Below are 25,716 nucleotides of genomic sequence, written 5' to 3'. Positions count from 1 at the left end.
ATGCAAATATCTTCACATGAAGATAAATGGGAGGCCGCGATGCCCACGCTTGCTATACGGAAGTCTTTCGCTGTGCCGTTGATCGTGCAGATGCTCGTCTGCTCCTTTTTATGGGCAAGCGCCTTCATCCTGCTGAAAATCGCGGGAACTTCGCTTTCGCCGCTGGCGCTCACGGCGCTGCGCGGCTTGATGGGAGGCGGTCTGATCGTCGCCTTCATGGCGGCCGCCGGGCATCAGGTCCTGCCGCGCGGGCATGAGCTTCGTGACTGGATCGTTCTAGGCTTCCTGCAGGGCGTCGTGCCAAACGCACTGACAGCCTATGCGCTCACCCAGATTTCGGCGGGCCTCACCTCGATGATCCAGGCTTCCACGCCGCTTATCGTCGCGGTTCTGGCGCAGGCCCTGTTCGCCAGCGAGCGGCTGACGCTCAAGGTGGCGCTCGGGCTCGCCACCGGTTTTACCGGAATGGTCATGTTGGTCGGCCCCGCGGCGTTCGGCGCGGGTGATGTCAGCCTGAACGGCGTCGGCGCCATGGTGATTGTGGCGCTGAGCTACGCGCTCGGAAATCTTTATGTACGCGCCATACCGAACCCGCAGCCGATGCGGCTTGCGCTCGGCCAGCAGCTCTTTTCCGGCCTGCCGACCTTCGCTGTCGTCATCTGGCTCGGCGGGATGTCGTCCTTCGCGCCGGCGCTCGATGCGGCGGTCGTCCTGCTGGTGCTCGGCGTCTTCGGCACGGCACTGCCCATCGTTCTCTACATGAGCATCCTGAAAAAGGCCGGCCCCACCGTCGGTTCGATGAATGGCTATTTCCTGCCGCCCTGGACGATCCTGCTCGGTTTCGTCCTGCTCGGCGAACCGGTGAGCTTGCGCGAAATCGTCGCTACCGCGATCGTGCTTGCAGGTGTTGCGATCGTATCGCTGAAGGGTCTTCCGTTTCGTTTCCCCAGGCTGCGTGCAAGCTCCTACCTGTGAGGCAGGCCTATCGCCGCCAGAAACGCCTCCAGGCTTTTGCGCACATGCGCGGCGATCGTTTCCGTCGGATTGAAACCCCACCAGAGAAGGCAGCCCTGCCATTGGGAAGCCATCAGCATGCCAATATCGTCAGGCGCGCCGGCCTTTTCTGAAAAACAATCGGCGATAGCGCCCGAAAGCCGCTCACCCCAGGCTCTGCCGCGTTCCCGCAGTAGGGGATCGCGAAAATCCTCGCGCAGCATCAGCAGTCCTTCAGCATAGGCTTCGATGCCGCCATAATCACCGGAGAGCGCGACGAGCATATCCACAGCGCCGCCCGGTGTCCTGGGCGCCGCCGAGATGGCCCCTTCCGTCTTGGCATCCAGCTCGTCCCACGCATGCAGCAGGGCCGCCCGGGCCAATTCTTCCTTGTTGCGGAACCGCTGCACCAGCGTCGAAGCCGAAAGGCCGGAGGCCGTAGAAAGGGAGGCGAAGGTCAGCGCGTCCGGGCCTTTTTCGTGCATCAGTTTCAGGGCGGCCTTCAGCACTTCGCCATCCGGCATGGTTTTTGGTCTCGGCATCTTGCCTCGCAAATAATAAACGAATAAACGTTTATATATAGAAGTTGTCTGCGAAACCAGTTCTAACTGCGCGGGGAGCGAAGGGAAGGAGGTCCCATGTCGGATTTGGAGAAAAAGCCGCTTTCCGGGAAGATCGCGCTGGTGGCGGGTGCCACCCGCGGCGCCGGCAGGGGGATCGCGGTCGAGCTCGGTGCCGCCGGCGCAACGGCCTATTGCACCGGCCGCTCGACGCGCGGAAAGCGCTCCGAATATGACCGGCCCGAGACGATTGAGGAGACGGCGGCATTGGTGACCGAAGCTGGCGGCACCGGTATCGCTGTTGCCGTCGATCATCTTGTTTCGGAGGATGTGGCGGCGCTGGTCGAGCGGATCCGCAGCGAGCAGGGCGGGCTGGATATTCTGGTCAACGACATCTGGGGCGGCGAGCGCCTGTTCGAGTGGGACAAGGCGGTCTGGGAGCACGATCTTGAAAACGGCCTGCGCCTGCTCCGGCTCGCGATCGACACCCATCTCATCACCGCCCATCACGCGCTGAAACTGATGATTGAAAGGCCGGGAGGGCTGTTGGTGGAAGTCACCGACGGCACGGCCGACTACAATTCCGATCACTACCGCCTGTCGCCTTTCTACGACCTTGCCAAAACCTCGGCGACGCGCATGGCCTGGGCGCATGCGAAGGATCTCGAAAAGCACGGCTGCATGTCGGTCTCGATCACGCCCGGCTGGCTGCGGTCTGAAATGATGCTGGAGGCATACGAGGTCAGCGAGGAAAACTGGCGCGACGCGATCACCATCCAGCCTCATTTCTGCATCTCCGAGACGCCGCATTTCATCGGCCGTGCGATCGCCGCGCTGGCCGCCGATCCGGATCGCGCGAGATGGAACGGCCAGTCGCTCTCCAGTGGCGGGCTCGCGCAGGTCTACGAATTCGACGATGTCGATGGCTCGCGGCCGGATTGCTGGCGTTACCTGACAGAGGTGCAGGAAGCGGGCAAGCCGGCCGACGCCACCGGTTACCGCTGATAGCCGCCCATCGCTGTCCGTCCTGTCGCCAGCCGTTCGGCTTCGTCACGCAGGCCCAGCGTGATCACGGTGCCGTCGCGGATGCTGCGTTTCAGCGCGTCCTTCCGCGCCGGCTCGACCCGGATATCGCCCGCCTCGAAAAGCACCTGCAGCCGGCTGCGGGAAAGCTGCAACTCCGAGGCCAGCAGCCGGTCGAGCCGCAGGCTGGCGGGGTAGGGGAGAGCGAGCGTGATGACGATTCTCGCCCGATTCCCCGAAGCGCAGATTGTTCGCCTGTGCAGCTCGAATTCCTCGCTTTCCTCAATGCGGCCTGCCGAAGCCTTCAGTCCTTCCTGATCGAATTCGAGGCGCGCCACGTAGCCGGGAGCGCTTGCCTGCAGAGCTTCCACGAGGGCCGGGTTGAGCGAGCGGACCGATTGCCGCTCGAAAATCGGCCGGTTCCAGGTGCCGTCGCAGTCGATGCATTTGTAGATGAGCCAGGCGTCGAGCTGTTTGCCGTTGGCGTTGAGGCGGGTCCGTCCGCTGGAGCGGAAGGGCCTCGTATCGCCGCAGGAACTGCAGCGGAGTATTGCCTGGGGTGGAGTTTTGGGAACGAGGGTCCATTCCACATGAAGGATGTCGCACATGCCGTTTTGATCTTCCGGTCTGGAAGTTCATTCGGAACGGCAGTCGAGAAGCCCTTTCGGGCGCGGCGTGGCGATGGTCCGGACTTATGGAGAAGAAGGCGTCGGGCGTCTCAGGGCGGCTTTCGAGCAGCACTGGCAGATCAATGCCAAACCGGTCTCAAGCCGCCACCCCGATGAACAGAATTTCCCACGCGGCGGCGATCGGCCTGCCCGCATGGAAGGGGAAACTGTCGAGACCGGGAGTTACTTAGGCAAAATGAACCTCAAAAGCCGACGCTCTTCGGTTGCAAGGGATAACAGACGGCACGGAAAAGTCAAAACGGCGCGGTCTTTCCCGCGAGCATTATTCGGCGGGCATCGGGCTGAACTTCATTCCGTCCCCGACCTGTTCCAGCGTCACCGTCGACGGTTCGGGCAATTTCAACTTTTGCGTTTTCGTGGCGTCCTCCTGGATATTGCCCGTGATCACTCTGAGCCTTCGGGCCTCGTAGTCGGCAATGATCCGTTTGGTGTCGCCCTTGGCTCGATGGGTGTAGTCGTGGTCGTAGCGGGAAAGGACGAATTCGTTCTTTCTCCATTTGAAGGAATAGGTCTTGTCCCACATGCCCCAGCCGCCCATCGTGGCGAAATAATGCAGCTTGATGGTGAGGGTCCCCCGCTCGATGCTCAATGCGCCTGATTCAGCATCGAAATAGTCCTCGACGAAGCGGCTGGAGGCACGCGGGATCAGCTGGTGATTGACCGTGATCCGCTGATAGCCTTTGCGGGTTCCGAATGCGACGACCAGCATGCGCGGGCCGACGAGCGGTTCGCCGGAGGGGCTGAGATCCGGTTTTTCCGATTGAAGGACGAGGGCGAGATCCGGCCGTCTGTCGCCGTCGAGATCGCCGGTAGCCTCTGCCTCGACGGTCCAGCCTGCCGGGACCAGTTCCGCGCGTGTGGCGACGGCGGCCGGAAGGCTTGGATAATCCACCGGCGGCAGGCCGTCATCCTCTGCCGCAGCTCCGGTGATCCCGGCAACCGCCGTTGCGAAAACGAACAATGCCGGCAAAATGAAGCGCATCCGAAACCCCTTGGTTTGTCATCGCCTTTGGAGCCGGTTACGCATGGCGCGCGGCAAGCCAGGGCAAAGCTACGCTATACGCTCGCGCCTGTTAAGAAAGCCACCGCGGCGATATTCTTCGCGAACGGGCTTAATTCTCGATATTCCCCTCCTATGTGAGGGAGGAGAGCGGATAACAGCGGGAACATCACCATGGACATCAAGCGCAGTGGATCGCAGCCGTCGAAAAGGCAGCCGCCCGATTATTTCACCGGTGCAGTGCGCCTCGACCCGCTCAACGAAGCGCAGGCGCCCGCCCGCGTCGTTGCGGCATCCGTCACCTTCGAGCCCGGCGCCCGCACCAACTGGCACACCCATCCGCTCGGCCAGACGCTGGTCGTCACCGCCGGCTGCGGCTTGGCGCAGGTCTGGGGCGAGCCGATCCAAACGATCCGCCCCGGTGACGTCATCTGGTTTCCGCCGGGCGAAAAACACTGGCACGGGGCAACGGCCACCACCGCCATGACCCATATCGCCATACAGGAGGCCCTCGACGGCAAGACGGCCGAATGGCTGGAGCCGGTCGCAGACGACCAGTATTCCGGCGAGGTCGCGAAGGACTGACCTCAGTCTTTCCGGGCGACCGCCTCGTCGAGCTCGTACCAGCCGTGTTTGCGCCTGGCCCAGAAAAGTGCTGCGGGCGGTGCGAAATCGGGATCGCCGAAGCAGCCGACGGAAACGACGAGCGCTCCCGGCATCACTTCCGCCTCCATGTAGATGAGCGTCCCGCAGGTCGGGCAGAAGATTTGGTCCATCCAGTGGCCCGCCTCAGTCATGCGCCGGAAGCGCCGCCGCTCGCCGACGTCTTCGACGATATCCTCCTGGTTGAACCGCGCCCGATAGGCGAAGGCAGTGCCGGTGGCGCGCTGGCATTCGAGGCAGGCGCAGGCATAAACGCGCGCCGGCCCGCCGCGAAAGGAAAGCCGCAAGCTGCCGCAGGCGCAGCTCGCGGTGCGGGTGGCCGGGTGATCTGAGGCTTTGTTACCGCTCACGCAGCCACCATGAAGCGAGCGAGCAGGGCAAAGTCGTCCTCCTGATGGCCCTTGGCGATCGCCGCCTCGAACAGGCTGCCGAAGGCATCTGATATTGCGGGATTGATGCCGCGGTCCCGCACAATGTCGCGCAGATGGTGGAAGGCCGCGTTATGGGCGGCGATGCTTGCCAATGTAGCATCGTCGCCGCGGTCACGGCCATCACGGACGCGCTGCATCAGGTCTTTGGTGGCCGCATCGATGACCGGCTGGCTTTGCTTCAGGAATGGGGCGTAGGTGTCCGGGTCGATCTTTTCCACGCGAGTGACGGCAAGCGCCTGAAGCGCGCCGAACAGCGTACCCCACATCTGGGCGAGGATTGCGCTGTCGAGCGCCGAGGCCGCGCCGAAATCCTCGCTTACGAAGGCGGACTTGCCACCGAGGCACATGAATAGAGTCTGGTGCTGTTCGAATTGCGGTCGCGAACCGCTGTAGAGAACCAGTGTTTCCGGATCGCCGATCAGATCCGGCGTCGCCATGATCGCTCCGTCGAGATAGGCAATGCCGTTACCGGTCGCCCATTCGCCGGTTTCCCGGCCGGTCATCGGCGAACCGGAGGTAAGTTGCACCAGAAGCTTGCCCTTCAGCGCCTCGGTGACGGCGGGCCGGCGCAACTGCGCATCGGATGCGGCATAGTCGAGCAGGTTGACGATCGCGATGTCCACCCGGCCGATAGCCTCTTCCGGCGTTGGCTTCGCTGTCGCGCCGAAAGCCGTGAGCGCTTCCGCCTTTTCCGCCGTCCGGTTCCAGACCTGCACCTGATGGCCATTCTTCAAAAGCGTCCTGACAAGTGCGGTGCCCATTCGGCCGGCGCCGAGAAAACCTATTGTGGTCATCTGGTAGAACTCCATATTTGCGATGCACTCTGATATGGCTGCCGGCCCAGGCCGGTAAATTACGCACCTTCTGGTAAGCGGTTACGTTGAGGTTAGGAGATCAAGGATGAAACGACTGCCGGATGACGATTGCGGCTTTGCGAGCGCCCTCAATGTGATCGGCGGAAAATGGAAGACCGACATCCTCTGGGAGATCAACGTGGCGCCGCGCCGTTTCGGCGAGCTCCGGCGCATCCTGGCGGGCATCAGCGAAAAGGTCCTCGCCCAGCAGCTCCGCGAAATGGAGGCGGACGATCTGATCCGCCGCGAGGTGTTTCCGGGAAAGGTGCAGAAGGTGGAATATTCGGCGACGGATTTCGGCCGCAGCCTCAACCAAGCGGTTGGCGTCATGGCGGACTGGGGCAAGGCTTATGAGATCCGCATGGCGCTGAAAGCCGAAGAGCAGGCCGAGCGGCCGATCGCGCTCAGTGCCTGAAGACTGACCGCCTTGATACGAGCGTCATCCAGAATTGATATCGCCTCTCCCCGAATGAAAGCCCAGGAGCAGCCGCCATGCCCAGCCAGACCCGAATTGCAAACCAGCATCTGACGGTCGATGTCTCTTCTCTCGGCGCGGAAATGCAGAGCCTTGCAACCGCCGACGGCCGTTCCTGGCTGTGGAACGGCGATGCCGCCTTCTGGAACGGCCGCTCGCCGATCCTCTTCCCCATGGTCGGCAAGGCCCCGGAAAACAGGGTCAGCATTGAGGGCAGATCCTACGAGATGGCGCAGCACGGTTTTGCCCGCCGCAGCGAGTTCGATCTGGTCGCGGCAACCGAAACCATGTGCCGCTACGAATTGGCTGCTTCCGATATGACCCGAGCCGTGTATCCCTTCGAATTTCTGCTGGCGGTCGAGCACGCGCTGGACGGCCTCAAGCTCACCGTGTCGGCGGAGGTGGAAAACCGCGACACGCGGCCGATGCCCTTCGGCCTCGGCTTCCATCCGGCCTTCCTTTGGCCGCTGCCGGGGGCCGATGGGCAGGTTCATACCGTGACGCTCGACAACGGCGCAGAACCGGCGCTCGTCCGCCTCGGCAATGGTCTGATAGACCCTGAAAGACGTGATTCCCCCTTCAAGTCAGGCCGGCTCATACTCGACCATGCCATGTTCGAGGCCGATGCGATGATCTTTCCCGAAGGCGCCGGTGAAGGTCTCGCCTATGCCGCCGAGGATGGGCCGGCGCTCAAGTTCTCCTTCGAGAACCTGCCGAACCTGGCGCTCTGGCAAAAACCCGGCGCACCCTTCATCTGCATCGAGCCCTGGCACGGCACGGCCGCCGAACTCGGCGGTTCCGACGACCTTGCCGAGCGCCCCTACAGCACCATCCTGCAGCCCGGCGCAAAGGCGCGCTTCGCATTCACGGTGGAACTGCCCGGCCGGCTCTGAGCGGCCGGTCTACCTCCCTTGGACTATTTTCCGGAAGGACGCACGCACGTATCATCTGGTCCGCATATGGGTGGAGGATGAACAGTGACCGAAGCTTCCCGGCATGACGCATGGCAGATGGGCGACAGCTACGACCTCTATATGGGTCGATGGAGCCGGAAGGTCGCGCCACGTTTCCTCGAATGGCTGCAGCCGGGCGCCAAGCTCGATTGGCTGGAGGTAGGCTGCGGCACGGGCGCATTGTCGGCGGCGATCCTCGCTACCTGCGATCCCAAAAGCCTGGCTGGCATCGACCCATCGGAAGGGTTTTTGAACAAGGCGCGGGCGAATGTGAAGGATCCTCGCGCCGAGTTCCGGGTGGGCGATGCGCAAGCCTTGTCGCTCTCTTCGCACGCCATGGACATTGTCGTTTCCGGACTGATGGTCAACTTCGTACCCGACCGGCAAAAGGCGCTGCAGGAAATGGCGCGCGTTGCGAGGGCGGGTGCCACCCTGGCCTTCTATGTCTGGGATTATCCGGGCGGCGGCATGGGGTTCATGCGCGCGTTCTGGACGGCGGCCGGCGCGCTGGATGCCGCTGCCCGCGACCTCAGCGAGGATCGTCGCTTCCCCTTTTGCACGAAGGATCAACTGGCAAACCTTGCGCAGCAATCCGGATGGGCGGATGTCGAAGCGGGTGAGATCGAGGTTGCGACACGCTTTTCGAATTTCGACGACTTCTGGCGTCCCTTCACCCTGGGGGCGGGGCCGGCGCCGGGCTACTGCGTCAGCCTGCCCGCCGACCAGAGGCAAAGGCTCAGAGACAAACTGGAGACCGATCTTCCTTATGAGAGCGACGGCTCCATAGCCTTTCGGGCACGGGCCTGGGTGATCCGCGGCCGGGCTGCGTAAGAGACAGAGGCGTTCGGTAAAGGCGCCGGCGATGCCGGCGCCGCCCATGTTATTTCAGCGGCTCGAAGGTCATCGCGTGGCCATTGATGCAGTACCGCAGGCCGGTCGGCGGCGGGCCGTCGGGAAAGACGTGGCCGAGGTGACCGCCGCAATTGGCGCAGCGCACCTCCGTCCGCACCATGCCGTGCGATGTGTCGCGAAACTCGGTGACGGCATTCGGTTTCACCGGCTCGAAATAGCTCGGCCAGCCGCAGCCTGAATCGAACTTGGTATCGGAGACGAAGAGTTCTTCGCCGCAGCCGGCGCAACGGTAAAGGCCCTTCTCCTTGCTGTTCCAGAAGGGGCCGGTAAAGGCGCGCTCGGTGCCGGCTTGCCGGAGGATGCGATACTGCTCGGACGACAACTGCTCGCGCCATTCCACATCGCTCTTGTGAACCTTGGGGGTGGTGACATCGGACATCGGCGGGATCCTTTCGTTTTTCCCATAGATAGGCATCCGCAGCCCCGGCGGAAAGCCGTGTTTCTGTGGGTTGTGCCCGGTTTTGCTTGAGGCTGGGAAAGCTTTACCCTAGAAAGCCATTTCCTTCCGAATGCTCGGGGGAATTTCTGGCGTTCAACCCGAGGAGATGACATGGCTGCCAATGTGTCGGCATTGACATTCATCGTCCTTTTTCTCCCCTTTCTGGGGGCTGTCCTCGCTCCCGGTCTCACCCGCTTGCTGGGTGACAAAGCCGCCTGGTTCCTGGCGCTCGCTCCGGCACTTGCCTTCCTGCATTTTTGCACCTTCCTGGGCGAGATTGCCGCAGGTGAAGTGGTGACCGGCGGCTATGCTTGGGTGCCGAGCTTCAACCTGTCCTTCTCCTGGTTTCTCGATGGCCTGTCGCTCACCTTCGCGCTGCTGATCACCGGTATCGGCACCCTGATCGTCGTCTATTCCGGCGGCTATATGAAAGGCCATCCGGATCAGGGGCGGTTCCTGGCATTCATCCTCCTCTTCATGGGTGCGATGCTCGGGCTTGTCGTCTCCGACAGTTTCTTCATGCTTTTCGTCTACTGGGAACTCACCTCCATCACATCCTTCCTGTTGATCGGTTTCGATCACGAGCGGGAGGCCGCCCGCCGCGCGGCTCTACAGGCGCTGGTGGTGACCGGCGGCGGCGGGCTCTGCCTGCTCGCCGGCCTCGTGTTTCTTTGGAATATCACCGGGGTCACGCAGCTTTCGCTGCTCGTCCATCTGGAAAACGGGCTGCGCGAAAGCCCGTTCTATCTGGCTACGCTTATTCTCGTGCTGGCCGGCGCCTTCACCAAATCGGCGCAGTTTCCGTTCCATTTCTGGCTGCCCAACGCCATGGAGGCGCCGACGCCGGTTTCGGCCTACCTGCATTCGGCAACCATGGTGAAGGCCGGCGTCTATCTGCTGATGCGGCTGAACCCGGTGATGGGGCACACGCCCGCCTGGGAAATCCTGCTGCCCTTCTTCGGCGGCATCACGCTGATATCAGGTACCCTCCTTGCCATCCGGCAGACGGACCTCAAGCTGATGCTCGCCTATACCACCATGGCCTCGCTCGGCCTTCTCGTCATGCTCACCGGCTTTGGTGCGCCGCACGCGGTGGAAGCGGCGGTGCTCTATCTGGTCGCTCATTCGCTGTTCAAGGGCGCGCTCTTCATGGTCGCCGGCGCAGTGGATCACGAAACAGGTATCCGCGACGTGACGCGCCTCGGAGGATTGAAGGCGGCAATGCCGATCACCTTCGCTGCCGGATTGCTTGCGGCATTTTCCATGGGCGGGCTGCCGCTGTTTTTTGGTTTTCTTGCCAAGGAGGAGATCTACACAGCACTTGCGGCCGGAAATCCCCGCGCGGTCTTTTTCACCGCTCTTGCCGTGGTCGGCAACGCGCTGATGTTCGCGATCGCATTTGCCGTCGGGCTGAAGCCGTTTCTCGGCCCTCGCGTCGAGACGCCGAAACAGGCCCACGAAGGCCCGGCGGCGCTCTGGCTCGGGCCTGTGGTGCTGGCTGCACTCGGCCTGCTCGGGGCACTTTTCTCCGGCCTTGCTCATCGATACGTCTCATCGCCTATGGCGAGCGCCATTGTCGATCGGAGGGTCACGGTCGAGATTGCCGCCATGCCGCATGTCGGTCTGCCGCTGCTGCTTTCGCTGGTCACCATCACGCTCGGCGTGCTCGTCTACTGGCGGCTCGACACTGCCCGCGCCCTGATGGTCCGCGTGCTGGAAAACCTCGGGCCGGGGCCCGACCGCGGCTTCGATCATCTGATCTCCGGGCTGATCCGGCTGTCCGGCGCCGTCACCCGCTTCGTGCAGCCGGGGCGGCTGGAGATTTATGTCACGGCGACCTTCATCCTGCTGGCGCTGACGCTGCTGGTTCCGCCCTTCGTCTTCGGCGAACTGCCCGGCATGCCGAACTGGCCCGAAAAAATTTTGGTTCAGGAGGCGGCCTTCCTGCTGATCGCGCTGATCGGCCTCATTGCCGTGCTTCGTGCCGCGGACAGGCTGACGGCGATCGTGTCGCTCGGCATTCAGGGATTTGCCGTCGCCGTGATTTTCCTGCTGTTCGGGGCGCCGGATCTGTCCTTCACGCAGTTCATGGTGGAAACCCTATCGGTCGTCATCCTGGCGCTGGTCATGACCCGGCTGAGGCTTTCCCCGCGCGACCACAGGCCGGTGGGACAGATGCTGCTCGACGCAGTGATTGCCGTCGCCTGCGGGCTCGGCTTCACGCTGCTGCTGTTGAAGTCGGTGGAGGCGCCGTTCGACAACCTGTTGACGGATTTTTTCAACACCTATTCCAAGACGATTGCCCACGGCGCCAATGTCGTGAACGTCATCATCGTCGATTTCCGCGGCACAGATACGCTCGGCGAAATCGCCGTGGTCATGATCACCGGCCTTGCGGTCCTGGCCCTGATCCGGGTGAAGGCGGGCAGGCGTGTCGCTGCTGAAGATAAGCAAGGCGGTCGCCCATGAACACGCTCATCCTGCGCACGGTCGCCCCGGTGCTGACGGCGTTGATGCTTCTGTTTTCCGTTTTCGTCCTCCTGCGCGGCCATAACGAGCCCGGCGGCGGCTTCATCGGCGGGCTGATTGCCGCGTCTGCGCTTGCGATCTATGGCATTGCCTTCGGGGTTTCGGCCGTGCGCCGCGCCATCCGCTTTCATCCGATGGCGATCGCCGGGGCGGGCCTCCTGCTTGCAGCACTCTCCGGCCTGATCTCCATCTTTGCCGGCGTGCCCTTCATGACCGGCCTCTGGATTTACCCGGAAATCCTCGGTGTGGAAGTGCCTGTCGCGACAGTCATGTCCTTCGATATCGGGGTCTATCTGGTGGTGGTCGGAGCCATCACGTCGATCGCTCTGGCGCTGGAGCAGGAAGAGTCCGAGCCGGCTGAAGCCATTGGCGAACAGCCGCCGCCTGTCCGGGTGAAAAGGCCCCGCAAACCCGCCCATAAGCCGAAAGAGAGGGGCTGATGGAAACGCCTTTTGCCATTCTGATCGGCCTGTTTTTCGCGGCCGCGATCTACCTGATGCTGTCGAAGCATACGGTGCGCATCCTGCTCGGCATCGTACTGCTCGGAAATGCCGTCAACTTGCTGCTCTTCACCACCGGCCGACTGACGCGCGAAGTGCCGCCGATCATCCCGAACGGCATGGACGCCTTGCCGGCGGGCGCCGCCAACCCGCTGCCGCAGGCGCTCATCCTGACGGCGATCGTGATCTCCTTTTCCTTCTTCGCCTTCCTTCTGGTGCTGACCTACCGCGCCTACCAGGAGCTCGGCACCGATAATACCGACGAGATGCGTCTTGCCGAACCGCGGGACGAAGAACGTCCGCCGATGGGGTATTAGAAAGCATGGTGTTGCAGGTTGTCCCTTCCGGAACCGTATCGCCCAGCGGTGCTTTTGCCCCGAGGGAGATTCTATAAATGGCCGCCCCTTCGACCGATCTCTCCGCAGCCCTTGTCCTTGCCGCGCCTGCAATCGCCGACTGGCTGGTGGTCCTGCCGGTCGTGCTGATGATCGGCGTCGGTGCGCTCCTGATGATGGTGCGCAAATCCGTGCGCCTGCACGGGACGATCGCCATCACCGGTCTGGTCCTGCTCGTTCTCCTCGATGCGGCGCTGCTCATGCGCGTTTCGATACAGGGGCCGGTCACCATGGTCATGGGCCGCTGGCTGCCGCCTTTCGGCATTGCGTTCACCGCTGATCTCTTCGGCTCGTTGATGGCACTCATCTCGGCCGTGGTAGCGCTAGCTGCCGGTGTCTTTGCGCTCCGCGACATCGATGCCGGCGGACGCCGATACGGCTTCTTTCCGTTTCTGATGCTGCTGATGGCAGGGGTTTCCGGGGCGTTCCTGACCGGCGACATCTTCAACCTCTATGTCTGGTTCGAAGTGCTGCTGATCTCCTCCTTCGGCCTGCTGATCCTCGGTTCTGAACCCGAGCAGATCGATGGCGCGCTGAAATATGCCGTGCTCAATCTGATAGGCACGACGCTGTTCCTGATCGCCGTCGGTTATCTCTATGCAATCTTCGGCACGCTCAACATGGCCGATATCGCCGGCAAGGCATCGGGGCTCAGAGTGACTGCCCCGCTCGTCACGCTGACGGCGCTCTTCATTCTCGCCTTTGCCATGAAGGCCGCGGCTTTCCCGGTGAATTTCTGGCTGCCAGCCTCCTATCACACGCCGCGCATCGTGGTGTCGGCGCTGTTCGGCGGCCTGCTGACAAAGGTCGGCATCTATGCGCTGATCCGCGTCACCGTCATGCTCTTTCCCGTCGAGCGGGAGGAGCTTAGTTTCATCGTCGCGATCTCCGCCGCGCTGACCATGGTCATCGGCGCTCTGGGCGCTTTGGCGCAGAACGATCTGCGCCGGCTCGTCGGCTATGTGGTGATTGTGGGTATCGGCAATATGTTGGCTGGGGTCGCGATCGGCACGCCGGCGGCCGTCAGTGGATCGATCCTCTACGCGCTGCACTCGGTGGTGACGATGACGGCGCTCTACCTGGTGGCGGGCGAAGCGGCACGGCTCGGCGGCGCCTGGACCCTCTCTGCTCTTGGCGGGCTTTATCGCTGTGCACCATGGTTTTCCGCAGCCTCGCTGACCCTTTTCCTGGCTGCCGCCGGTCTGCCGCCCCTGTCGGGGCTCTGGCCAAAACTGGTGCTTCTCAAGGCTTCTCTCGATATCGGCGCCTGGTGGCTCGCCGCAGCCATCCTGCTTTCCGCCTTCATCGTCACCATGGCGCTTGCCCGCGTCTTCCTGCTCGCCTACTGGCGGCCGCGGTCCGAGCCGGTGCTTGAGATGGTACCCGAACCGGTGACCGCAATCGACTGGCGGATCGCCTGGCCGCTCGGCTGCCTGACGGCGCTTTCCATTCTTTTCGGTCTGTTTCCGGAGACGGTACTGGATCTTTCGCAGAGAGCCGCAGCGGGCCTTGCCGAGCCGTCGGCCTATATCGGGTCGGTTTTCCCCGGGGGTGCCGCGCCGTGACCACCTATATCCTCTCGCTGGTCTTTTCCGTCGTCTGGGTCGCCGTCACCGGCAGCGGCACGTTGCACAATCTCATCTTCGGTTTCGCGCTTTCCACCTTGTCGCTGTGGATCGTTCGCGAACAGATGAGTGCCCGCGGCTACTGGCGGCGGATGGGCCGCATCCTGTCCCTGCTTGTCCTGTTCTTCAAGGAACTGGCGCTCTCGGCCTGGAAGGTCGCCGTCCTGGTGATGAGCCCGCGCATGGAATTGAAGCCGGGCATCTTTGCCTATCCGCTGACGGTCGACCGGGATTTCGAGATCACCCTGCTTGCCAATCTCATCACGCTGACGCCCGGAACGCTTTCCGTCGATGTGTCGGCGGACCGCAAGACGCTGTTCGTCCATGCAATCGACTGCTCGGACCCTGAGGCGACCAGGCGCGACATTGCCACCGGTTTCGAAAGGAAGATCATGGAGGCCTTCCGATGACGGCACAGACGATCCTCTCTTCGGCCCTCTGGCTGGCGCTTGTGGTGCTTGGCCTTTCCTTCGTGCTGACCGTCTGGCGCGTCATCAAGGGACCGACGCTTCCTGATCGGGTGGTGGCGCTCGACATGCTGGTCGGCATCGTGATCGGCTTTATTGCTCTTATCGCCATCCGCACCGGCTTCACGCTCTATATCGACATCGCCATCTCCCTCGGCCTGGTCGGTTTTCTGGCGACCGTCGCCTTCGCCCGCTTCATCCTGGCGCGTGGCAGGGGTGAAGAAGCGCCCGAGGCGAAGGCGAGCCCGGTGATGCCCGCTCCGCCCCCGGCGCAAAAAACCAAGCTGGCGCGCAGCCGCAAGCCGGGCGGCGGCCCCGCCTTCAGTCGAAAGGCAAAAAAATGATCGCGGTGTTGATCGCCCTGCTGACCGCTCTTCTTATCCTGGTCGGTGCAGGATTTGCGCTGGTGGCCGCAATCGGCATCAACCGGTTGCCGGACGTCTATACCCGCATGCACGCAGCATCCAAGGCGGGCACTGTCGGTTCCGGTCTCATGCTTCTGGCGGTCGCCCTGCATGCCGGCGATCTTTCGACCCTTGCGCGGGCGCTGGCGGGTTTCTTCTTCTTTGTCCTGACAGCGCCGATTTCGGCCCATCTGCTCGCCATGGCGGCACACAAGATGGGTTATCCTCTGCATGAGCAATCCGTTCGGGATGACCTGAACGATCACCAAAACTGAATATAACCCGTCACAAAACGAGTTATAAGCTTGTCATAATTGAGGAAATTACCGTCTATACGTCAGTAATGCTGATTTAGGGCGTCTATAGCCGATAGAAAGCCCTGTATCCGAAAAATTTCTCACTTGGACATTGAGGCGAGCGGTGGTACTTCATTTCAAGTAGAGTGCAGATGTTGTTCGAGATTAGACGTCCCCATCGCCAATAGGGCAAAGACAGCAAGTTCTTCAAGTGGAAGAACACACAGTAGCTGGTCGCAGGGCAGATTTCAATCGAAAGCAATATCCGGTGAAAATCGGCTTTTCTTCCGCATGAAGCTTAGGGGTAGGCTTCGGTCGCAAGACGGTGCGGGGCAAGGGGGTTTTCTCCGAAAGACTCTACGAACGGCAGGATCTGCGGAGGTCGCAGAGCCTGCCATGACGTTGAACAGGAGACAACAAATGACAGAAATCGCATTGGGCAAAGGCCAGGATCTGCTGGTGGAATTGACCGCAGATATCGTGGCTGCCTATGTGAGCAACCACGTGGTCCCCGTCAGTGATCTTTCCAATCTGATCGCAGACGTACACTCGGCGCTGAGCAATACCTCGTCGCCCGCTCCGGTGATTACGGCCGTCGAAAAGCCGAAGCCGCCGGTTCCGATCAAGAAGTCGATCGAGGACGACTATCTGATCTGCCTTGAGGACGGTCAGAAGTTCAAGTCGTTGAAGCGGCACCTCATGACCCACTACAACATGACACCGGAAGAGTATCGTGAGAAGTGGGGCCTGCCGGCCGATTATCCGATGGTAGCGCCCGCATACGCGGAAGCTCGTTCGAGACTTGCCAAGGAAATGGGCCTTGGACAACGCCGCAAGCGCGGCAAGGCCTGATCCGGAACTCCGGTCAGGCGTGGGAGGATTTTAATCTCGTCCGAAAGGAACCGATCGCGCAAACGACGGGCGGATGAGTTGTATGCCCGAGCGGTATACGGACAAAGGCCGGGCCATTGTGCCCGGTTTTTTCCTGGCTTCAACGAGGAGGATAAATAGAGGAAAAAAATCCCATTTCCTTTCAAGCATTTGCAAAAAATCATAATGTTTTCAGCCGACAATTTTCGGACTCGCGATTTCTATGTGCTCACTCTTGCTCTAAGATGTATGAATTAATTCCTATTCATTGAGGAGTTGTCATGCCTTTGGAGAAACATTTCGAGCCGCAGGTTCCGCAGGGCGGCCGCCTTCCGGCCTTCGACGCACCGGCCGATCCGTCCCGGCTTCCCGCCAGCATGCCGATCAGGACCGCATGCCGAATCGTCCGCCAGATGGTTGCAGAATTGATCCTTTTGTTCGGCGACCGGCTGATGCTGCGCCGCGACCGCCGCCGCTGCGCCTGCCATGCGCGCCAGATTGCCATGTATGTCTGCCACGTTTCGCTTCAAATCCCCATGCGCGATATCGGACATGCTTTCGGGCGCGATCGCACCACGGTCGGCCATGCCTGCCATGTCGTGGAAGATCGCCGCGACGACGCGGCCTTCGATGATTTCGTCTCCGCGATAGAGCGGATCGCCACTGCCGTCTTGGGCCTGTCGGAAGTGCTGTCTCATGATTGAAAGGGCATCCAATCCTGCATCGAGGAAACAACTTCTCAGGCTGATCCGCCAACTGGCCCGCGGCGACTGCGGCATTCAAAGGACGCAGGGCGGCGAAATCAGGCTCTCGGGCGTCGAGGAGCGGCTTTATCCGGAGGCCGTGGTATCGCAGGCACGCTCCCTCGGCCTGGTGCATCTGTCTGCGACGCGAATCTCCGCCACTGCCGAAGCCTCCGCCTTTCTGCGCCGGTCGTTGGTGACGGGCGAGGAGGCGTTCATCGAGCAGCATGGCGAGTTCGCCATTGCCTCGGCGGAGGTGGAGGGCGCACGCCAGCCGGTTCGCCGCAATCTTCTGGAATCTCCGCTGGGGGTAGTCGCCCGGCTGAAGGACCGCGACGGCAAGGACTTTCTTCCTGCGGAGGCGATCGATGCGGGCGAGCGGCTGTTGTCCGACTTCACCCGCGGCCAGCTCCAGCCGCGCGTCACATCGTCCTGGGAGCCGCGTCTGGCGACCCGGACGAAGGGCCAGGCGGGCGGGCAGGCGGAAATCGCCGACAGCGCGATGGCGGCACGGATCCGGTTCTCCAAGGCGGTGGATGCCATGGGACCGGAATTATCAGGCGTGGCGGTGGATGTATGCTGCTTCTCCAAGGGACTGGAGACGGTGGAGCGTGAACGCCAGTGGCCGGCGCGTTCGGCCAAGCTAATGCTCAGGACCGCACTTCTGGTGCTTTCCCGCCACTATGCGCCCCCGCAAGCGCCCAATCCTCGCAAAAGCCACCATTGGGGCACGGAGGACTACCGGCCGGAGCTGTGATTTCGCGGATGATGCTGGGGGTCTTGTGGTCGAATTGACTTCCTGGGAGAAGCGAATATTCAATCGCTTCTCAACCCAGGGGTAAGCAATGAAATACACTATTGCGGCTTTGTCTGCCGCCATGATCGCACTGTTGTTTTCAGATTGCGCAGTAGCCGACGACAGCTTCAAACGCCGGTCGGTGTCCAGAACGGTGCTCAGCGGCGAGCGCACCAAGCTCGGCCAGCACTGGCATATCAACAACGACTGTAGCCTCGCCGATGTCCCGGCTACTCGTATTGTTCAGGCACCCAAGCATGGTCGTCTCGAGATCGTGCGCCAACCCATCTTTCCGGATGCAAAGGGTAAACTAGAGAAGTGCCGGACGGTCAAGGTGATGGGGCTGGTTGCCTACTATACGGCCAAACGCGGTTATGTCGGCAAAGACAGGTTTGTATTGCGCGCGCCATTCGGGGATGGAAGGATAGCGGACACCACGATGAACGTAACCGTTCTGAAATAGTCAAGGCATGCCTCGTTCCTCAAGTGGGGAGGCCGGCGCCTTACGCAGCCACCTTCATCTTCGCCTCTTCGCGAATGCGTTTGACCATGGACCTAAGCCCGTTGGCCCGCTGCGAGGAGAGGTGTTCGACGAGCCCGATGCGGTCGAAGATCTCGATCGCGTCCGTCGCCGCGATCTCGGAGGCGCGCTTGCCCGAATAGACGGCGAGCACGATGGCGACGAGGCCGCGCACGATATGGGCGTCCGAATCGCCGTCGAAAGTCATCACCGGATCCGCCCCGCCGTCGATATGGCTCACGAGCCAGACCTGGCTGGCGCAGCCTTGCACCTTGTTCTGGGAGGTCTTCTGGTCGTCGGCAAGGTCGGGCAGGGCCTTGCCCAGTTCGATCACATAGCGGTAGCGGTCCTCCCACTCGTCGAGGAAGGCGAAATCATCGAGGATCTGTTCGAGACTGGCCATGGGCGCTCCGCAATTACCTGCGCTCCATATAGTTATTGACTGTCGGTATGGAAGAAAAAAATGCGCCGTGAGGAGTTCATTCCTCACGGCGTCAGCAAAAAGCCGAATAGCAGGGCAGGCAGTCCGGCGCCGGGAACCGAGGCAACGGAGCCCGGCGCATGCTTTAAAATTCGTTTGGAGGCGCCAGCGTTCAGTGGGCCGGGCGCTTCTGGGGCACCGGCACGGTGCCGGTGAAGATGGTGTCGGAGGCCGCGGCGGCCGCGCTCTCGAGAGGTTTCGCCGGGAAAGGCGTTGGCTGCGGGTCGGCAAGCACGGCGGTGTCCAGTGCGGGCTTGCTGCTGCCGAACTGCTTGTCGAGGAGTTCAAAGGCTACGCGAGCACCTTCCTTGGCCCTGACGCCGAGCGCCGAGAAGGTCTCCGCACCCTTTTCGCAGACATCCGGCTTTTCGGCGCAGATGGCGCTGACATATTGATAGGCTTCGGTCGCGGCGGTGAATGCGTCGCTGACCTCAAGTGCCGAGGCGCCCTGGGTTTCGGTCGCCGGGCGGCTGCTGAAATAGGAAAGCACCACCAGCACGGCTGCAAACCAAACACTTCCCTTGATGAGAAACCACATCGTCCTGTCCACCTGTTTTTCCCGCAAGGTTTAGCGGGCTGCCGGGTCTGTGCCGGTCTTGAACATGGTTGTATCGGCCGGAAGCAAATATGGCTTTGACGCAGCCGTTCGCATTTTCGGCAAATTTATCTAAAATTCGAACGATCGCCTCTCCAGTGTGGCATCCGCGGACACGTCCGTTAGAAGTTTAATGATCGATGTTAAGCATAATTGCGGCAGGTCCGCCGAAAGCCTTGGGCTTGCCGTGCCTCCCGCTGCCACAAAAGTTAACAGAACCGGAAAAATCAAGCCAAATCCGTCGCTTACCCGCCGTTAACCACAAGCAGAGAACGGTCGGCCAATATGTCCCAAAGCCGGATTTGGGGCCTTCCGGCCGGGATGCCGACCCCTATTTTTATCCTTTCCTTAAGCCGCCGGGGCCTATTGTCGGCCTTGTCGAATTTATCTGTTCAGGGTTTTGCGTGCGCGTATTGAGTAACATTGCCGGGAAGGCGGTTCTGCTGGTCGACAAGACCGCAATCCGCTGGCTGACCCGCCTTGGCGAAGGCGAGGAAGCCCGCGTCGGCGATATCGCACGGCTGCGGCGTCTGGTCTTTGCCTGCGCCGCCGCGCTGGTCGTCGTGCCGCCTGCGTTGACCATGCTTCTTGCGCCGGCATTGGCGCTGCCGGTCGGGGTCGCCCTGGTGCTCTCGCTCTTCCTTCTCTGCGTCGCGGCCGCCTTTGCCTTCCCGCGTCCCGTGGCGGTTTCCGTCGCCGCGCAGCCGGATGACGTGCTTTTCGATGCCTGCCCCGGTCTGTCGGTGATTCTCGATTCGCACGGCCATGTCGTGAAGACGGGCGGACGGGACCGCAGCGGCTTTCCCGTAAACCTGCGCGAAGCGGCCGGCCAGTCGCTTGCCGAACTCATCCACGTGTCCGATCGGATCGGCCTTATCCAGGCGTTCGATGCCTTGCGTCAGGGAGCGGCAAGCGCTGTCGCCGATATCCGCATCGAGCGGCCCTTTTCCTCCGCCGGGCGCCAGTTCCTGCCCGTCCGTTTCGACATGACCGCCATCCGCGACGGCGAGGGCCAGGTTCTCTACGTCTTTGCGCAGGCACGCGACGTTTCGGACGAGCAGGACCTGCATGCCAAGGCCGCCGCCCATGTGGCCGAGGCCCGTTCCGCCCATGAAGCCAAGTCGCGGTTTCTTGCAGCGGTCAGCCATGAGTTGCGCACGCCGCTGAATGCCATCCTCGGTTTTTCCGATGTGCTGGCGGGGGAATATTTCGGCCGGCTCGCGAACGACCGCCAGCGCGAATATGTCGGGCTGATCCGCCAGTCGGGCGCGCATCTGCTGTCCGTCGTCAACACCATGCTCGATATGTCGAAGATCGAGGCTGGCCGCTACGAGCTGCTGGCCGAGCCCTTCTCGCTTGCGGAGGCGATGGAAGCCTGCCGCGCCATGCTGGATCTGACGGCCCGCGAAAAAGGCATCACCCTGACGAGCCGCGCCTCGCGGAGCCTTTGCGAAGTGGTGGCGGACCGCCGCGCCGTGCAGCAGATTCTGATCAACCTCGCCGGCAACGCGATCAAATTTACCGGTCACGGCGGCGTCGTCTCGATTGATGCCATGATGTCGGGCGATGACGTGGTGATTTCGGTGAGCGACACGGGTATCGGCATCGCCGCCGAGAAGCTCGAATTCATTGGACAGCCGTTCATGCAGGTTGAAAACGCCTTTACCCGCTCGTACGAAGGAACCGGCCTCGGTCTCTCGCTGGTCAAGGGACTGGTGGCGCTGCATGGCGGCCGCTTCTCGATCACCAGCCGGCCGGGCGAGGGGACGGTGGTCACCGTCGCGCTTCCGGTTGACGGTTCGGGGATCGATGGTACACCGGGCGAATTGCATGAGGAGAAGATTGAATTCCCGCCGCGGCTGCAGGCAGTCCGGCAGGCGCCCATGATGGACGAACAGGATTTTGCCGATGACCGCGCGAAAGCGAAAATCGCCTGACAGGAAAAAAGCCGTCCGGCAGCCGGGTCTTCTGTCGAATCTCGCTTCGGCGGCGGGGCGCGCGGCCCTGCGCCATCCAAAACCTCTGTTCGGCTTTGCAACCCTTGGCATCGTTTTCAGCTTCGTTGCCGCCAATGCGCTGTGGTATCAGCCGGGCGGTCATCCTGCACCCTTCCTGGCCACCCGCGATGCCGATGACCCGAATGCGATCGCCGGCTACCGGCCAGTGCGGCGCACCGCGCCCGCCGACACGACGACCTTCCGGATCGAACGCGCAAGCCCCGCGGTAACAGCGCCGTCTGTTGCTGCACCTGTTTCCGATCCGGCCGCCGCCCCCCTCGCTGCTCCGGTCCCGGCCATGCCGCCGGCTCCGCGTCCGCAGACCGCCGCACCTGTGCCGGCCGCCCCCATGACCCCGAAGCCCGCTCCCGTCGAAACCGCCAAGGCGCCGGCTCCCGCCTCGGTCAAACCGGTCCAGCCGGCGCCGGCGCCAATACAGAAGACTGCCTTGCCGCGCCGGCCGGCACAGAATGCCGGCGTCCGGAGCGAAGACCCGGTGGCGGCGGCAATCCGCGCCGCCGAGCGCCTTCCGTCCATGACGCCGCCTGCCGAAATCCCCAATGCTCGCCGCGTGGCCGGGTCCATCCCCGCTGCCGCCCGGCCGCCAGCCGCAGTTCCCGCCGCTGTCCGGCCGTCCGCGGCGACATCGCCTTCAACGGATCTCGTGCTGCAGATCCAGCGGGGGCTCTCCAACATTGCCTATGCGGATGTGGAAGTCGACGGTGTTGCCGGCGAACAGACCAAGGCCGCCATCCGCCGCTTCGAAAAGCACTATCGCCTGCCGGAAACCGGCGAACCGAACGCCATGGTGCTGAAGAAGCTCAAATCGATCGGCGCCCTCTAGCGGCTTTGCATGCGCAGCCTCCGACGGAAACAATCGGGCGGGCTCCTGGTGTCGGGCCTTCACCCCCGTGGCGGTCAGGCCTTTTCGACGGCGGCGGTCAGTTTGTGAATTTCCAGAGACAGTTGATCCTGAGTATATGGTTTTCCCAGCCTTGCGACATCGAGGTCCAGGCCCGGCGGAAGTTCGGCATAGCCCGACGCAATGACAATCGGCAGCCCGGGGACGATTTGGCGGGCTGCTTTGGCAAGCTCGGCACCGTTCATCCCCGGCATCGAATAGTCCGTAATCATGATGTCGAAGCCGCCATGATCGGCGAGGCATGCGAGTGCCTCTTTCCCCGAATGCGCTTCCACGACGTGGTGCCCGAGGTCGCTCAGCATGTCTGCGGAGCTCATGGCGATCAGAGCGTCGTCATCGACCAACAGTATCCGCTTCGGTGCCACGGGGTTTAACTCGTCGTTCGGTATCATTTGGCTTTGTTCCTGTTCCGGAGCGGACGATGTCGAGATGGGTATCCACAGTTCGGCTGTCGTGCCCTTGCCGGGCGTGCTCGACAATTTAAGCGCCCCTTTTAGCTGCAAGGCCAGACCGTGGATCATCGAAAGTCCCAGCCCCGTTCCCTTGCCCAGTTCCTTGGTGGAAAAGAACGGTTCGATTGCCTTTTGCAGGGTCTCCTCGTCCATTCCATGGCCCTCGTCGGCAACACAAAGAACGACATAACGTCCGGCAGCGAGCACATCCGTTCCTGAAATCTGCTCGGTTTCCTTGATCTCTATACGGATAGTCCCGCCATCCGGCATCGCGTCCCTCGCGTTGACGGCGAGGTTGAGGAGGGCCAGTTCAACCTGATTGGCATCGGCCGATACGGGCGGAAGTTGATCGGGAACGGCAACCTCTATCGAGACCGCCGAGCCGACGGAGCGCGCCAGCAGGTCCTTCATCCCCATCACGAGGCCGCCGAGATCGACAGGCCCTATACGAAGGTCCTGCCGGCGGGCGAAGGCGAGCAGTCTCTGGGTGAGCGAGGCGCCACGCTTTGCGCCCTGCAAGGCGCCGTCGATCAACCGGATTGCCCTGATGTCGTCTCCGACATGCTTGCGCAGGAGCTCAAGGTTCCCGAGGACGGCCATCAGGAGGTTGTTGAAGTCGTGAGCCACGCCGCCTGTAAGCTGCCCTATGGCCTCCATCTTCTGCGCCTGGCGAAGCTGCTCTTCGGCCAGCTCGCGCTGGCTCATTTCTGCCATCATCTGGGCGTGGGCCTCTTTAAGTTCTCGCGTGCGTTCCGCGACCCTTTCCTCCAGAACCTCGTTGAGCTGCCGCTGGTGTTCCTTCGCCCTCAGCCGTTCGGTGATATCGGCCGATACGCCGACCAGCTTGATCACGCTACCCGTTCGATCCCTGTAGAGCTGGGCCCGAATTTCCACCCAATGGATGGAGTGGTCTTTCCAGACGGTTCTGTATTCGATCGCGTATTCCGAGCCCGCCGCAATCGCAGTCCTGACCGCAGTTTGCACCCGTTCGAGATCGTCCGGATGAGTGGCGGCCAAGAATTCGTCATAGGTGAAGCGATCTTCGGGATCACGGCCGAAAATCCGTTTGCAGGTGGGCGACGTCGTCAGCTCGTTGGTTGCAAGGTCGAGCTCCCAGGCACCCAGGCGTCCCGCCTCCAGCGCCGTTTGGAGGCGCCGCTCGCCTTCATCCAGGGCTTCCATCCTAAGGCGGGCTTCGTATTGCCGTCGTCTTCCTCGCATTGCCGAACGAGCCACGCTGATGAAAGTCGTCGCGTGAAAAGGGCGTTCCACGAAGCTCACATTGCCCAGCACGCCCAACAGGCGGGCGGCAACGGGATTGCGCTCTGGGCCGCCGCCACGCGCTGTCAGGATGATAAACGGCAAGTCCGACCAGCTCGGCTGATGCTCGATCCACGAGGCGAGGGAACGCAGATCCGCAGAACGTAGGGCCTCGTCCGTTATCACGGCAAAAGCGACGCCGTCATTTAGGCTCGCGACGAGGGTGGGAAGATCCGGCGCTGCCTTCGACGTTATTCCGGCTTCGATCAGAAGCGAAGCCGCGATCTGCGCGTCTCGGCCGAGCGGCGCGTAGATCAGGCCGATAGCATCTTGATTAGGAATGGTGGTCTTCCTTGTCTGAGCTCGGCAATAGCGGCTGACTTTTGCCCACAAATTTCGGTACGCCGCGCAGAATACCCTGAAATTCCGAAAGCGGCTCGCCCAAAGTCAGTCCGGCGCCGCTGATGCGGAATTCGCGAATGGTTTCCTCGTGTTTGCCGGTCCGTTTCTTGATCACCGAAACGGCGCGGCGAACCTTGCCGTGGGCCTCGAAATAGCGAAGCAGGATGACGGTGTCGGCAAGATAAGTGACATCCACGGGTGATTTCATATCCCCGACCAGACCATGTTGTGCAACGGTCAAGAAGGTATTGCAACCCTGCCGGTTCAGGTACTGAAGCAATTCGTGCATATGCAGGATGAGGGCATTCTCCTCCGGCATCGACGCCTGGTAGCCGTTGATACTGTCGATGATCACCGCCTTTGCGTCGAGGCTTGTTACCCGATCCCTGACGCGGTGGGCGAACTCACCGGGTGACAATTCGGTAGCATCCAGCTGTTCGATGTGGATCAGACCGTCGTCACGCATCTTTTCGAGGTCGATACCCAGGGGTTTCGTGCGGGAAAACAGCAGGCCTAGTTCCTCGTCAAAGAGGAATATGACCGCTTTTTCTCCGTGCTTCACCAACCCTTTGATGAACTGCAACGCAAAGAGGCTTTTGCCGGTCCCCGCCGGGCCAATCAGGAGAGTGCTGGTGCCGCGCTCGATCCCACCCCCGAGAAGTTCGTCGAATTCCGGGATACCGCTGATCAGCGTTGTCCGCTCGAAGCCTGTTCTGTGCTCGACGGCGCGCAGGCGGGGGAAGACGGCCACTCCCCCGGTCTTGATCACGAAGTCGTGGTAGCCGCCGCGAAAAGATTGGCCGCGATATTTTATGACCCGGAGCCTCCGGCGCTCCGACCCGTAATCCGGAGCAAGCTGTTCGAGATGTATGACGCCGTGGACCACGCTGTGGACGGTCTTGTCCATATGTTCCGCGGTCATATCGTCAAGAAGCAATACCGTTGCATCCGAGCGGGAGAAGAAATGCTTCAACCCAAGGATCTGGCGACGGTAGCGGAGCGAGCTCTGCGCAAGCAACCGGATTTCCGAAAGGCTGTCGATAACGACCCGGGCCGGCTTCGCCCGCTCGAAGGCCTGGAATATGAGCTTGGTCGTCTCCCCCAGCTCAAGGTCGGACGAATATAAAAGGCTTTGCTGCTGATCGGCATCAAGCAGACTTTCGGGCGGTACAAGTTCGAAGATCTCGATCTGCTCGTCAATTTCCATACCGTGGGACCGGGCGCTGTCCCGCAACTCCTCCTCGGTTTCGGAGAGGCTTATATAAAGGCAGCGTTCGCCAAGCTCCGCACCTTGCGTGAGGAACTGCAACGCGATTGTTGTTTTGCCTGTCCCCGGCGAACCTTCAAGCAGGAACACATGACTTCGGGTGAGGCCGCCGGACAATATATCGTCCAGCCCTTGTACGCCGGTCTTAGCTTTTTTACTCGAAACTTCGTTCATATTTCCTCCTGGATCGAAGAAAAGAACTA

28 protein-coding genes and 1 pseudogene are annotated in these 25,716 nt (G+C 61.8%); 19 read left to right on the top strand and 10 right to left on the bottom strand.

Annotated elements, in window-relative coordinates:
- Positions 1 to 39: 39 nt before the first annotated feature.
- Positions 40 to 975, top strand: a complete 936-nt coding sequence (locus EDE05_RS13505; protein ID WP_166675456.1) for a DMT family transporter — start codon at positions 40 to 42, stop codon at positions 973 to 975.
- Here the strand turns inward: EDE05_RS13505 and EDE05_RS13500 are convergent.
- Positions 966 to 1,535: a TetR/AcrR family transcriptional regulator gene (locus EDE05_RS13500; RefSeq protein WP_134101408.1), complete on the bottom strand. Its 570-nt coding sequence runs from the start codon at positions 1,533 to 1,535 to the stop codon at positions 966 to 968. The genes EDE05_RS13505 and EDE05_RS13500 overlap by 10 nt on opposite strands.
- A gap of 96 nt (positions 1,536 to 1,631) precedes the next feature.
- Here EDE05_RS13500 and EDE05_RS13495 point away from each other — a divergent pair, with 96 nt between their 5' ends.
- Entirely contained in the window at positions 1,632 to 2,558 is a 927-nt protein-coding gene (locus EDE05_RS13495) for an SDR family oxidoreductase (RefSeq protein ID WP_134101404.1), read from the top strand.
- Here EDE05_RS13495 and EDE05_RS13490 read toward each other — a convergent pair.
- Positions 2,549 to 3,184, bottom strand: a complete 636-nt coding sequence (locus EDE05_RS13490; RefSeq protein ID WP_134101401.1) for a DUF1062 domain-containing protein — start codon at positions 3,182 to 3,184, stop codon at positions 2,549 to 2,551. The two genes, EDE05_RS13495 and EDE05_RS13490, sit on opposite strands and share 10 nt — an antisense overlap.
- A 343-nt stretch (positions 3,185 to 3,527) precedes the next feature.
- Entirely contained in the window at positions 3,528 to 4,247 is a 720-nt protein-coding gene (locus EDE05_RS13485) for a hypothetical protein (RefSeq protein WP_134101398.1), read from the bottom strand.
- Between the two features lie 192 nt (positions 4,248 to 4,439).
- On the opposite strand from EDE05_RS13485, the gene EDE05_RS13480 reads away from it, so the two are divergent.
- Positions 4,440 to 4,850: a cupin domain-containing protein gene (locus tag EDE05_RS13480; RefSeq protein ID WP_112802747.1), complete on the top strand. Its 411-nt coding sequence runs from the start codon at positions 4,440 to 4,442 to the stop codon at positions 4,848 to 4,850.
- A gap of 2 nt (positions 4,851 to 4,852) precedes the next feature.
- Here EDE05_RS13480 and EDE05_RS13475 read toward each other — a convergent pair whose 3' ends face one another.
- Both EDE05_RS13475 and EDE05_RS13470 read right to left on the bottom strand, forming a co-directional pair.
- Positions 4,853 to 5,278, bottom strand: a complete 426-nt coding sequence (locus EDE05_RS13475; protein WP_134101391.1) for a GFA family protein — start codon at positions 5,276 to 5,278, stop codon at positions 4,853 to 4,855.
- A complete protein-coding gene (locus EDE05_RS13470; RefSeq protein WP_134101388.1) occupies positions 5,275 to 6,153 on the bottom strand; it encodes an NAD(P)-binding domain-containing protein in 879 nt (292 codons plus the stop codon). Before EDE05_RS13470 ends, EDE05_RS13475 begins: the two co-directional genes overlap by 4 nt.
- Positions 6,154 to 6,259: 106 nt before the next feature.
- Between EDE05_RS13470 and EDE05_RS13465 the strand changes: the two genes are divergently transcribed.
- The 3 genes from EDE05_RS13465 to EDE05_RS13455 all read left to right on the top strand — a co-directional run bounded on the left by EDE05_RS13465 (position 6,260) and on the right by EDE05_RS13455 (position 8,472).
- On the top strand, positions 6,260 to 6,628 hold the full coding sequence (locus EDE05_RS13465; RefSeq protein ID WP_134101385.1) for a helix-turn-helix domain-containing protein: 369 nt from the start codon (positions 6,260 to 6,262) through the stop codon (positions 6,626 to 6,628).
- 77 nt (positions 6,629 to 6,705) lie between these two features.
- Positions 6,706 to 7,581, top strand: a complete 876-nt coding sequence (locus EDE05_RS13460) for an aldose 1-epimerase family protein (protein WP_134101382.1) — start codon at positions 6,706 to 6,708, stop codon at positions 7,579 to 7,581.
- Between the two features lie 84 nt (positions 7,582 to 7,665).
- Positions 7,666 to 8,472: a class I SAM-dependent methyltransferase gene (locus EDE05_RS13455; RefSeq protein ID WP_208325211.1), complete on the top strand. Its 807-nt coding sequence runs from the start codon at positions 7,666 to 7,668 to the stop codon at positions 8,470 to 8,472.
- A gap of 49 nt (positions 8,473 to 8,521) precedes the next feature.
- On the opposite strand, the gene msrB is transcribed toward EDE05_RS13455, so the two are convergent.
- Entirely contained in the window at positions 8,522 to 8,932 is a 411-nt protein-coding gene (msrB, locus tag EDE05_RS13450; protein WP_105371701.1) for a peptide-methionine (R)-S-oxide reductase MsrB, read from the bottom strand.
- Positions 8,933 to 9,103: 171 nt separating this feature from the next.
- Here msrB and EDE05_RS13445 point away from each other — a divergent pair, with 171 nt between their 5' ends.
- The 11 genes and pseudogenes from EDE05_RS13445 to EDE05_RS13395 all read left to right on the top strand — a co-directional run bounded on the left by EDE05_RS13445 (position 9,104) and on the right by EDE05_RS13395 (position 18,080).
- Positions 9,104 to 11,461 (top strand): putative monovalent cation/H+ antiporter subunit A, encoded by a 2,358-nt coding sequence (locus EDE05_RS13445; protein WP_134101378.1) that lies wholly within the window; start codon positions 9,104 to 9,106, stop codon positions 11,459 to 11,461.
- Positions 11,458 to 11,874, top strand: a pseudogene (locus EDE05_RS13440) (Na+/H+ antiporter subunit B); the annotation flags it as partial. The gene EDE05_RS13445 and the pseudogene EDE05_RS13440, both read left to right, overlap by 4 nt.
- Before the next feature lie 86 nt (positions 11,875 to 11,960).
- A complete protein-coding gene (locus EDE05_RS13435; protein ID WP_105371699.1) occupies positions 11,961 to 12,338 on the top strand; it encodes a Na+/H+ antiporter subunit C in 378 nt (125 codons plus the stop codon).
- Between the two features lie 77 nt (positions 12,339 to 12,415).
- Complete coding sequence (locus tag EDE05_RS13430; RefSeq protein ID WP_134101375.1) at positions 12,416 to 13,981, top strand: Na+/H+ antiporter subunit D; 1,566 nt, start codon at positions 12,416 to 12,418, stop codon at positions 13,979 to 13,981.
- A complete protein-coding gene (locus tag EDE05_RS13425) occupies positions 13,978 to 14,451 on the top strand; it encodes a Na+/H+ antiporter subunit E (protein ID WP_134101372.1) in 474 nt (157 codons plus the stop codon). The genes EDE05_RS13430 and EDE05_RS13425 overlap by 4 nt, the downstream gene beginning before the upstream one ends.
- Positions 14,448 to 14,852 (top strand): cation:proton antiporter, encoded by a 405-nt coding sequence (locus EDE05_RS13420; RefSeq protein WP_134101369.1) that lies wholly within the window; start codon positions 14,448 to 14,450, stop codon positions 14,850 to 14,852. The genes EDE05_RS13425 and EDE05_RS13420 overlap by 4 nt, the downstream gene beginning before the upstream one ends.
- Entirely contained in the window at positions 14,849 to 15,187 is a 339-nt protein-coding gene (gene mnhG / locus EDE05_RS13415) for a monovalent cation/H(+) antiporter subunit G (RefSeq protein ID WP_105371695.1), read from the top strand. Before EDE05_RS13420 ends, mnhG begins: the two co-directional genes overlap by 4 nt.
- Before the next feature lie 441 nt (positions 15,188 to 15,628).
- Positions 15,629 to 16,060, top strand: coding sequence for a MucR family transcriptional regulator (locus EDE05_RS13410; protein WP_105371694.1), 432 nt, complete (start codon positions 15,629 to 15,631; stop codon positions 16,058 to 16,060).
- Positions 16,061 to 16,359: 299 nt separating this feature from the next.
- Positions 16,360 to 16,782 carry a helix-turn-helix domain-containing protein gene (locus tag EDE05_RS13405; RefSeq protein ID WP_166675455.1) on the top strand — a complete coding sequence of 141 codons (423 nt, stop codon included), beginning with the start codon at positions 16,360 to 16,362 and terminating at the stop codon, positions 16,780 to 16,782.
- Positions 16,775 to 17,578, top strand: a complete 804-nt coding sequence (locus EDE05_RS13400) for a DUF6456 domain-containing protein (RefSeq protein ID WP_134101365.1) — start codon at positions 16,775 to 16,777, stop codon at positions 17,576 to 17,578. Before EDE05_RS13405 ends, EDE05_RS13400 begins: the two co-directional genes overlap by 8 nt.
- 88 nt (positions 17,579 to 17,666) lie before the next feature.
- Positions 17,667 to 18,080, top strand: coding sequence for a hypothetical protein (locus EDE05_RS13395; protein WP_132410625.1), 414 nt, complete (start codon positions 17,667 to 17,669; stop codon positions 18,078 to 18,080).
- Between the two features lie 40 nt (positions 18,081 to 18,120).
- Here the strand turns inward: EDE05_RS13395 and EDE05_RS13390 are convergent, their stop codons facing one another.
- Together EDE05_RS13390 and EDE05_RS13385 are read right to left on the bottom strand one after the other, a co-directional pair.
- Positions 18,121 to 18,540 carry a SufE family protein gene (locus EDE05_RS13390; protein ID WP_112802767.1) on the bottom strand — a complete coding sequence of 140 codons (420 nt, stop codon included), beginning with the start codon at positions 18,538 to 18,540 and terminating at the stop codon, positions 18,121 to 18,123.
- Between the two features lie 190 nt (positions 18,541 to 18,730).
- A complete protein-coding gene (locus tag EDE05_RS13385) occupies positions 18,731 to 19,156 on the bottom strand; it encodes a DUF5330 domain-containing protein (RefSeq protein ID WP_134101623.1) in 426 nt (141 codons plus the stop codon).
- A 461-nt stretch (positions 19,157 to 19,617) separates the two neighbouring features.
- On the opposite strand from EDE05_RS13385, the gene EDE05_RS13380 reads away from it, so the two are divergent.
- The gene (locus EDE05_RS13380; protein ID WP_166675454.1) at positions 19,618 to 21,150 is read left to right on the top strand and encodes a PAS domain-containing sensor histidine kinase; all 1,533 of its coding nucleotides are present in this window, start codon (positions 19,618 to 19,620) and stop codon (positions 21,148 to 21,150) included.
- Positions 21,122 to 22,054, top strand: a complete 933-nt coding sequence (locus EDE05_RS13375; RefSeq protein ID WP_134101357.1) for a peptidoglycan-binding domain-containing protein — start codon at positions 21,122 to 21,124, stop codon at positions 22,052 to 22,054. The genes EDE05_RS13380 and EDE05_RS13375 overlap by 29 nt, the downstream gene beginning before the upstream one ends.
- Positions 22,055 to 22,128: 74 nt before the next feature.
- Here EDE05_RS13375 and EDE05_RS13370 read toward each other — a convergent pair whose 3' ends face one another.
- Both EDE05_RS13370 and EDE05_RS13365 read right to left on the bottom strand, forming a co-directional pair.
- The gene (locus EDE05_RS13370) at positions 22,129 to 24,186 is read right to left on the bottom strand and encodes a hybrid sensor histidine kinase/response regulator (RefSeq protein ID WP_166675461.1); all 2,058 of its coding nucleotides are present in this window, start codon (positions 24,184 to 24,186) and stop codon (positions 22,129 to 22,131) included.
- Complete coding sequence (locus tag EDE05_RS13365) at positions 24,179 to 25,687, bottom strand: ATPase domain-containing protein (RefSeq protein WP_134101353.1); 1,509 nt, start codon at positions 25,685 to 25,687, stop codon at positions 24,179 to 24,181. Before EDE05_RS13365 ends, EDE05_RS13370 begins: the two co-directional genes overlap by 8 nt.
- Between the last annotated feature and the right edge of the window lie 29 nt (positions 25,688 to 25,716).

It is taken from the genome of Neorhizobium sp. R1-B (assembly GCF_004368875.1).
Lineage (GTDB): Bacteria > Pseudomonadota > Alphaproteobacteria > Rhizobiales > Rhizobiaceae > Neorhizobium > Neorhizobium huautlense.
The sequence above is the reverse complement of the archived record's forward strand: the minus strand, read 5'-3'. Positions and strand labels throughout refer to the sequence as shown.

Excerpts from the sequence above, each read along its gene's own strand:
- EDE05_RS13505 (WP_166675456.1), top strand. The coding sequence starts at position 40 with ATGCCCACGCTTGCTATACGGAAGTCTTTCGCTGTGCCGTTGATCGTG.
- EDE05_RS13500 (WP_134101408.1), bottom strand. The coding sequence starts at position 1,535 with ATGCCGAGACCAAAAACCATGCCGGATGGCGAAGTGCTGAAGGCCGCC.
- EDE05_RS13495 (WP_134101404.1), top strand. The coding sequence starts at position 1,632 with ATGTCGGATTTGGAGAAAAAGCCGCTTTCCGGGAAGATCGCGCTGGTG.
- EDE05_RS13490 (WP_134101401.1), bottom strand. The coding sequence starts at position 3,184 with ATGTGCGACATCCTTCATGTGGAATGGACCCTCGTTCCCAAAACTCCA.
- EDE05_RS13485 (WP_134101398.1), bottom strand. The coding sequence starts at position 4,247 with ATGCGCTTCATTTTGCCGGCATTGTTCGTTTTCGCAACGGCGGTTGCC.
- EDE05_RS13480 (WP_112802747.1), top strand. The coding sequence starts at position 4,440 with ATGGACATCAAGCGCAGTGGATCGCAGCCGTCGAAAAGGCAGCCGCCC.
- EDE05_RS13470 (WP_134101388.1), bottom strand. The coding sequence starts at position 6,153 with ATGACCACAATAGGTTTTCTCGGCGCCGGCCGAATGGGCACCGCACTT.
- EDE05_RS13465 (WP_134101385.1), top strand. The coding sequence starts at position 6,260 with ATGAAACGACTGCCGGATGACGATTGCGGCTTTGCGAGCGCCCTCAAT.
- EDE05_RS13460 (WP_134101382.1), top strand. The coding sequence starts at position 6,706 with ATGCCCAGCCAGACCCGAATTGCAAACCAGCATCTGACGGTCGATGTC.
- msrB (WP_105371701.1), bottom strand. The coding sequence starts at position 8,932 with ATGTCCGATGTCACCACCCCCAAGGTTCACAAGAGCGATGTGGAATGG.
- EDE05_RS13445 (WP_134101378.1), top strand. The coding sequence starts at position 9,104 with ATGGCTGCCAATGTGTCGGCATTGACATTCATCGTCCTTTTTCTCCCC.
- EDE05_RS13435 (WP_105371699.1), top strand. The coding sequence starts at position 11,961 with ATGGAAACGCCTTTTGCCATTCTGATCGGCCTGTTTTTCGCGGCCGCG.
- EDE05_RS13430 (WP_134101375.1), top strand. The coding sequence starts at position 12,416 with ATGGCCGCCCCTTCGACCGATCTCTCCGCAGCCCTTGTCCTTGCCGCG.
- EDE05_RS13420 (WP_134101369.1), top strand. The coding sequence starts at position 14,448 with ATGACGGCACAGACGATCCTCTCTTCGGCCCTCTGGCTGGCGCTTGTG.
- mnhG (WP_105371695.1), top strand. The coding sequence starts at position 14,849 with ATGATCGCGGTGTTGATCGCCCTGCTGACCGCTCTTCTTATCCTGGTC.
- EDE05_RS13410 (WP_105371694.1), top strand. The coding sequence starts at position 15,629 with ATGACAGAAATCGCATTGGGCAAAGGCCAGGATCTGCTGGTGGAATTG.
- EDE05_RS13405 (WP_166675455.1), top strand. The coding sequence starts at position 16,360 with ATGCCTTTGGAGAAACATTTCGAGCCGCAGGTTCCGCAGGGCGGCCGC.
- EDE05_RS13400 (WP_134101365.1), top strand. The coding sequence starts at position 16,775 with ATGATTGAAAGGGCATCCAATCCTGCATCGAGGAAACAACTTCTCAGG.
- EDE05_RS13395 (WP_132410625.1), top strand. The coding sequence starts at position 17,667 with ATGAAATACACTATTGCGGCTTTGTCTGCCGCCATGATCGCACTGTTG.
- EDE05_RS13390 (WP_112802767.1), bottom strand. The coding sequence starts at position 18,540 with ATGGCCAGTCTCGAACAGATCCTCGATGATTTCGCCTTCCTCGACGAG.
- EDE05_RS13385 (WP_134101623.1), bottom strand. The coding sequence starts at position 19,156 with ATGTGGTTTCTCATCAAGGGAAGTGTTTGGTTTGCAGCCGTGCTGGTG.
- EDE05_RS13375 (WP_134101357.1), top strand. The coding sequence starts at position 21,122 with ATGACCGCGCGAAAGCGAAAATCGCCTGACAGGAAAAAAGCCGTCCGG.
- EDE05_RS13365 (WP_134101353.1), bottom strand. The coding sequence starts at position 25,687 with ATGAACGAAGTTTCGAGTAAAAAAGCTAAGACCGGCGTACAAGGGCTG.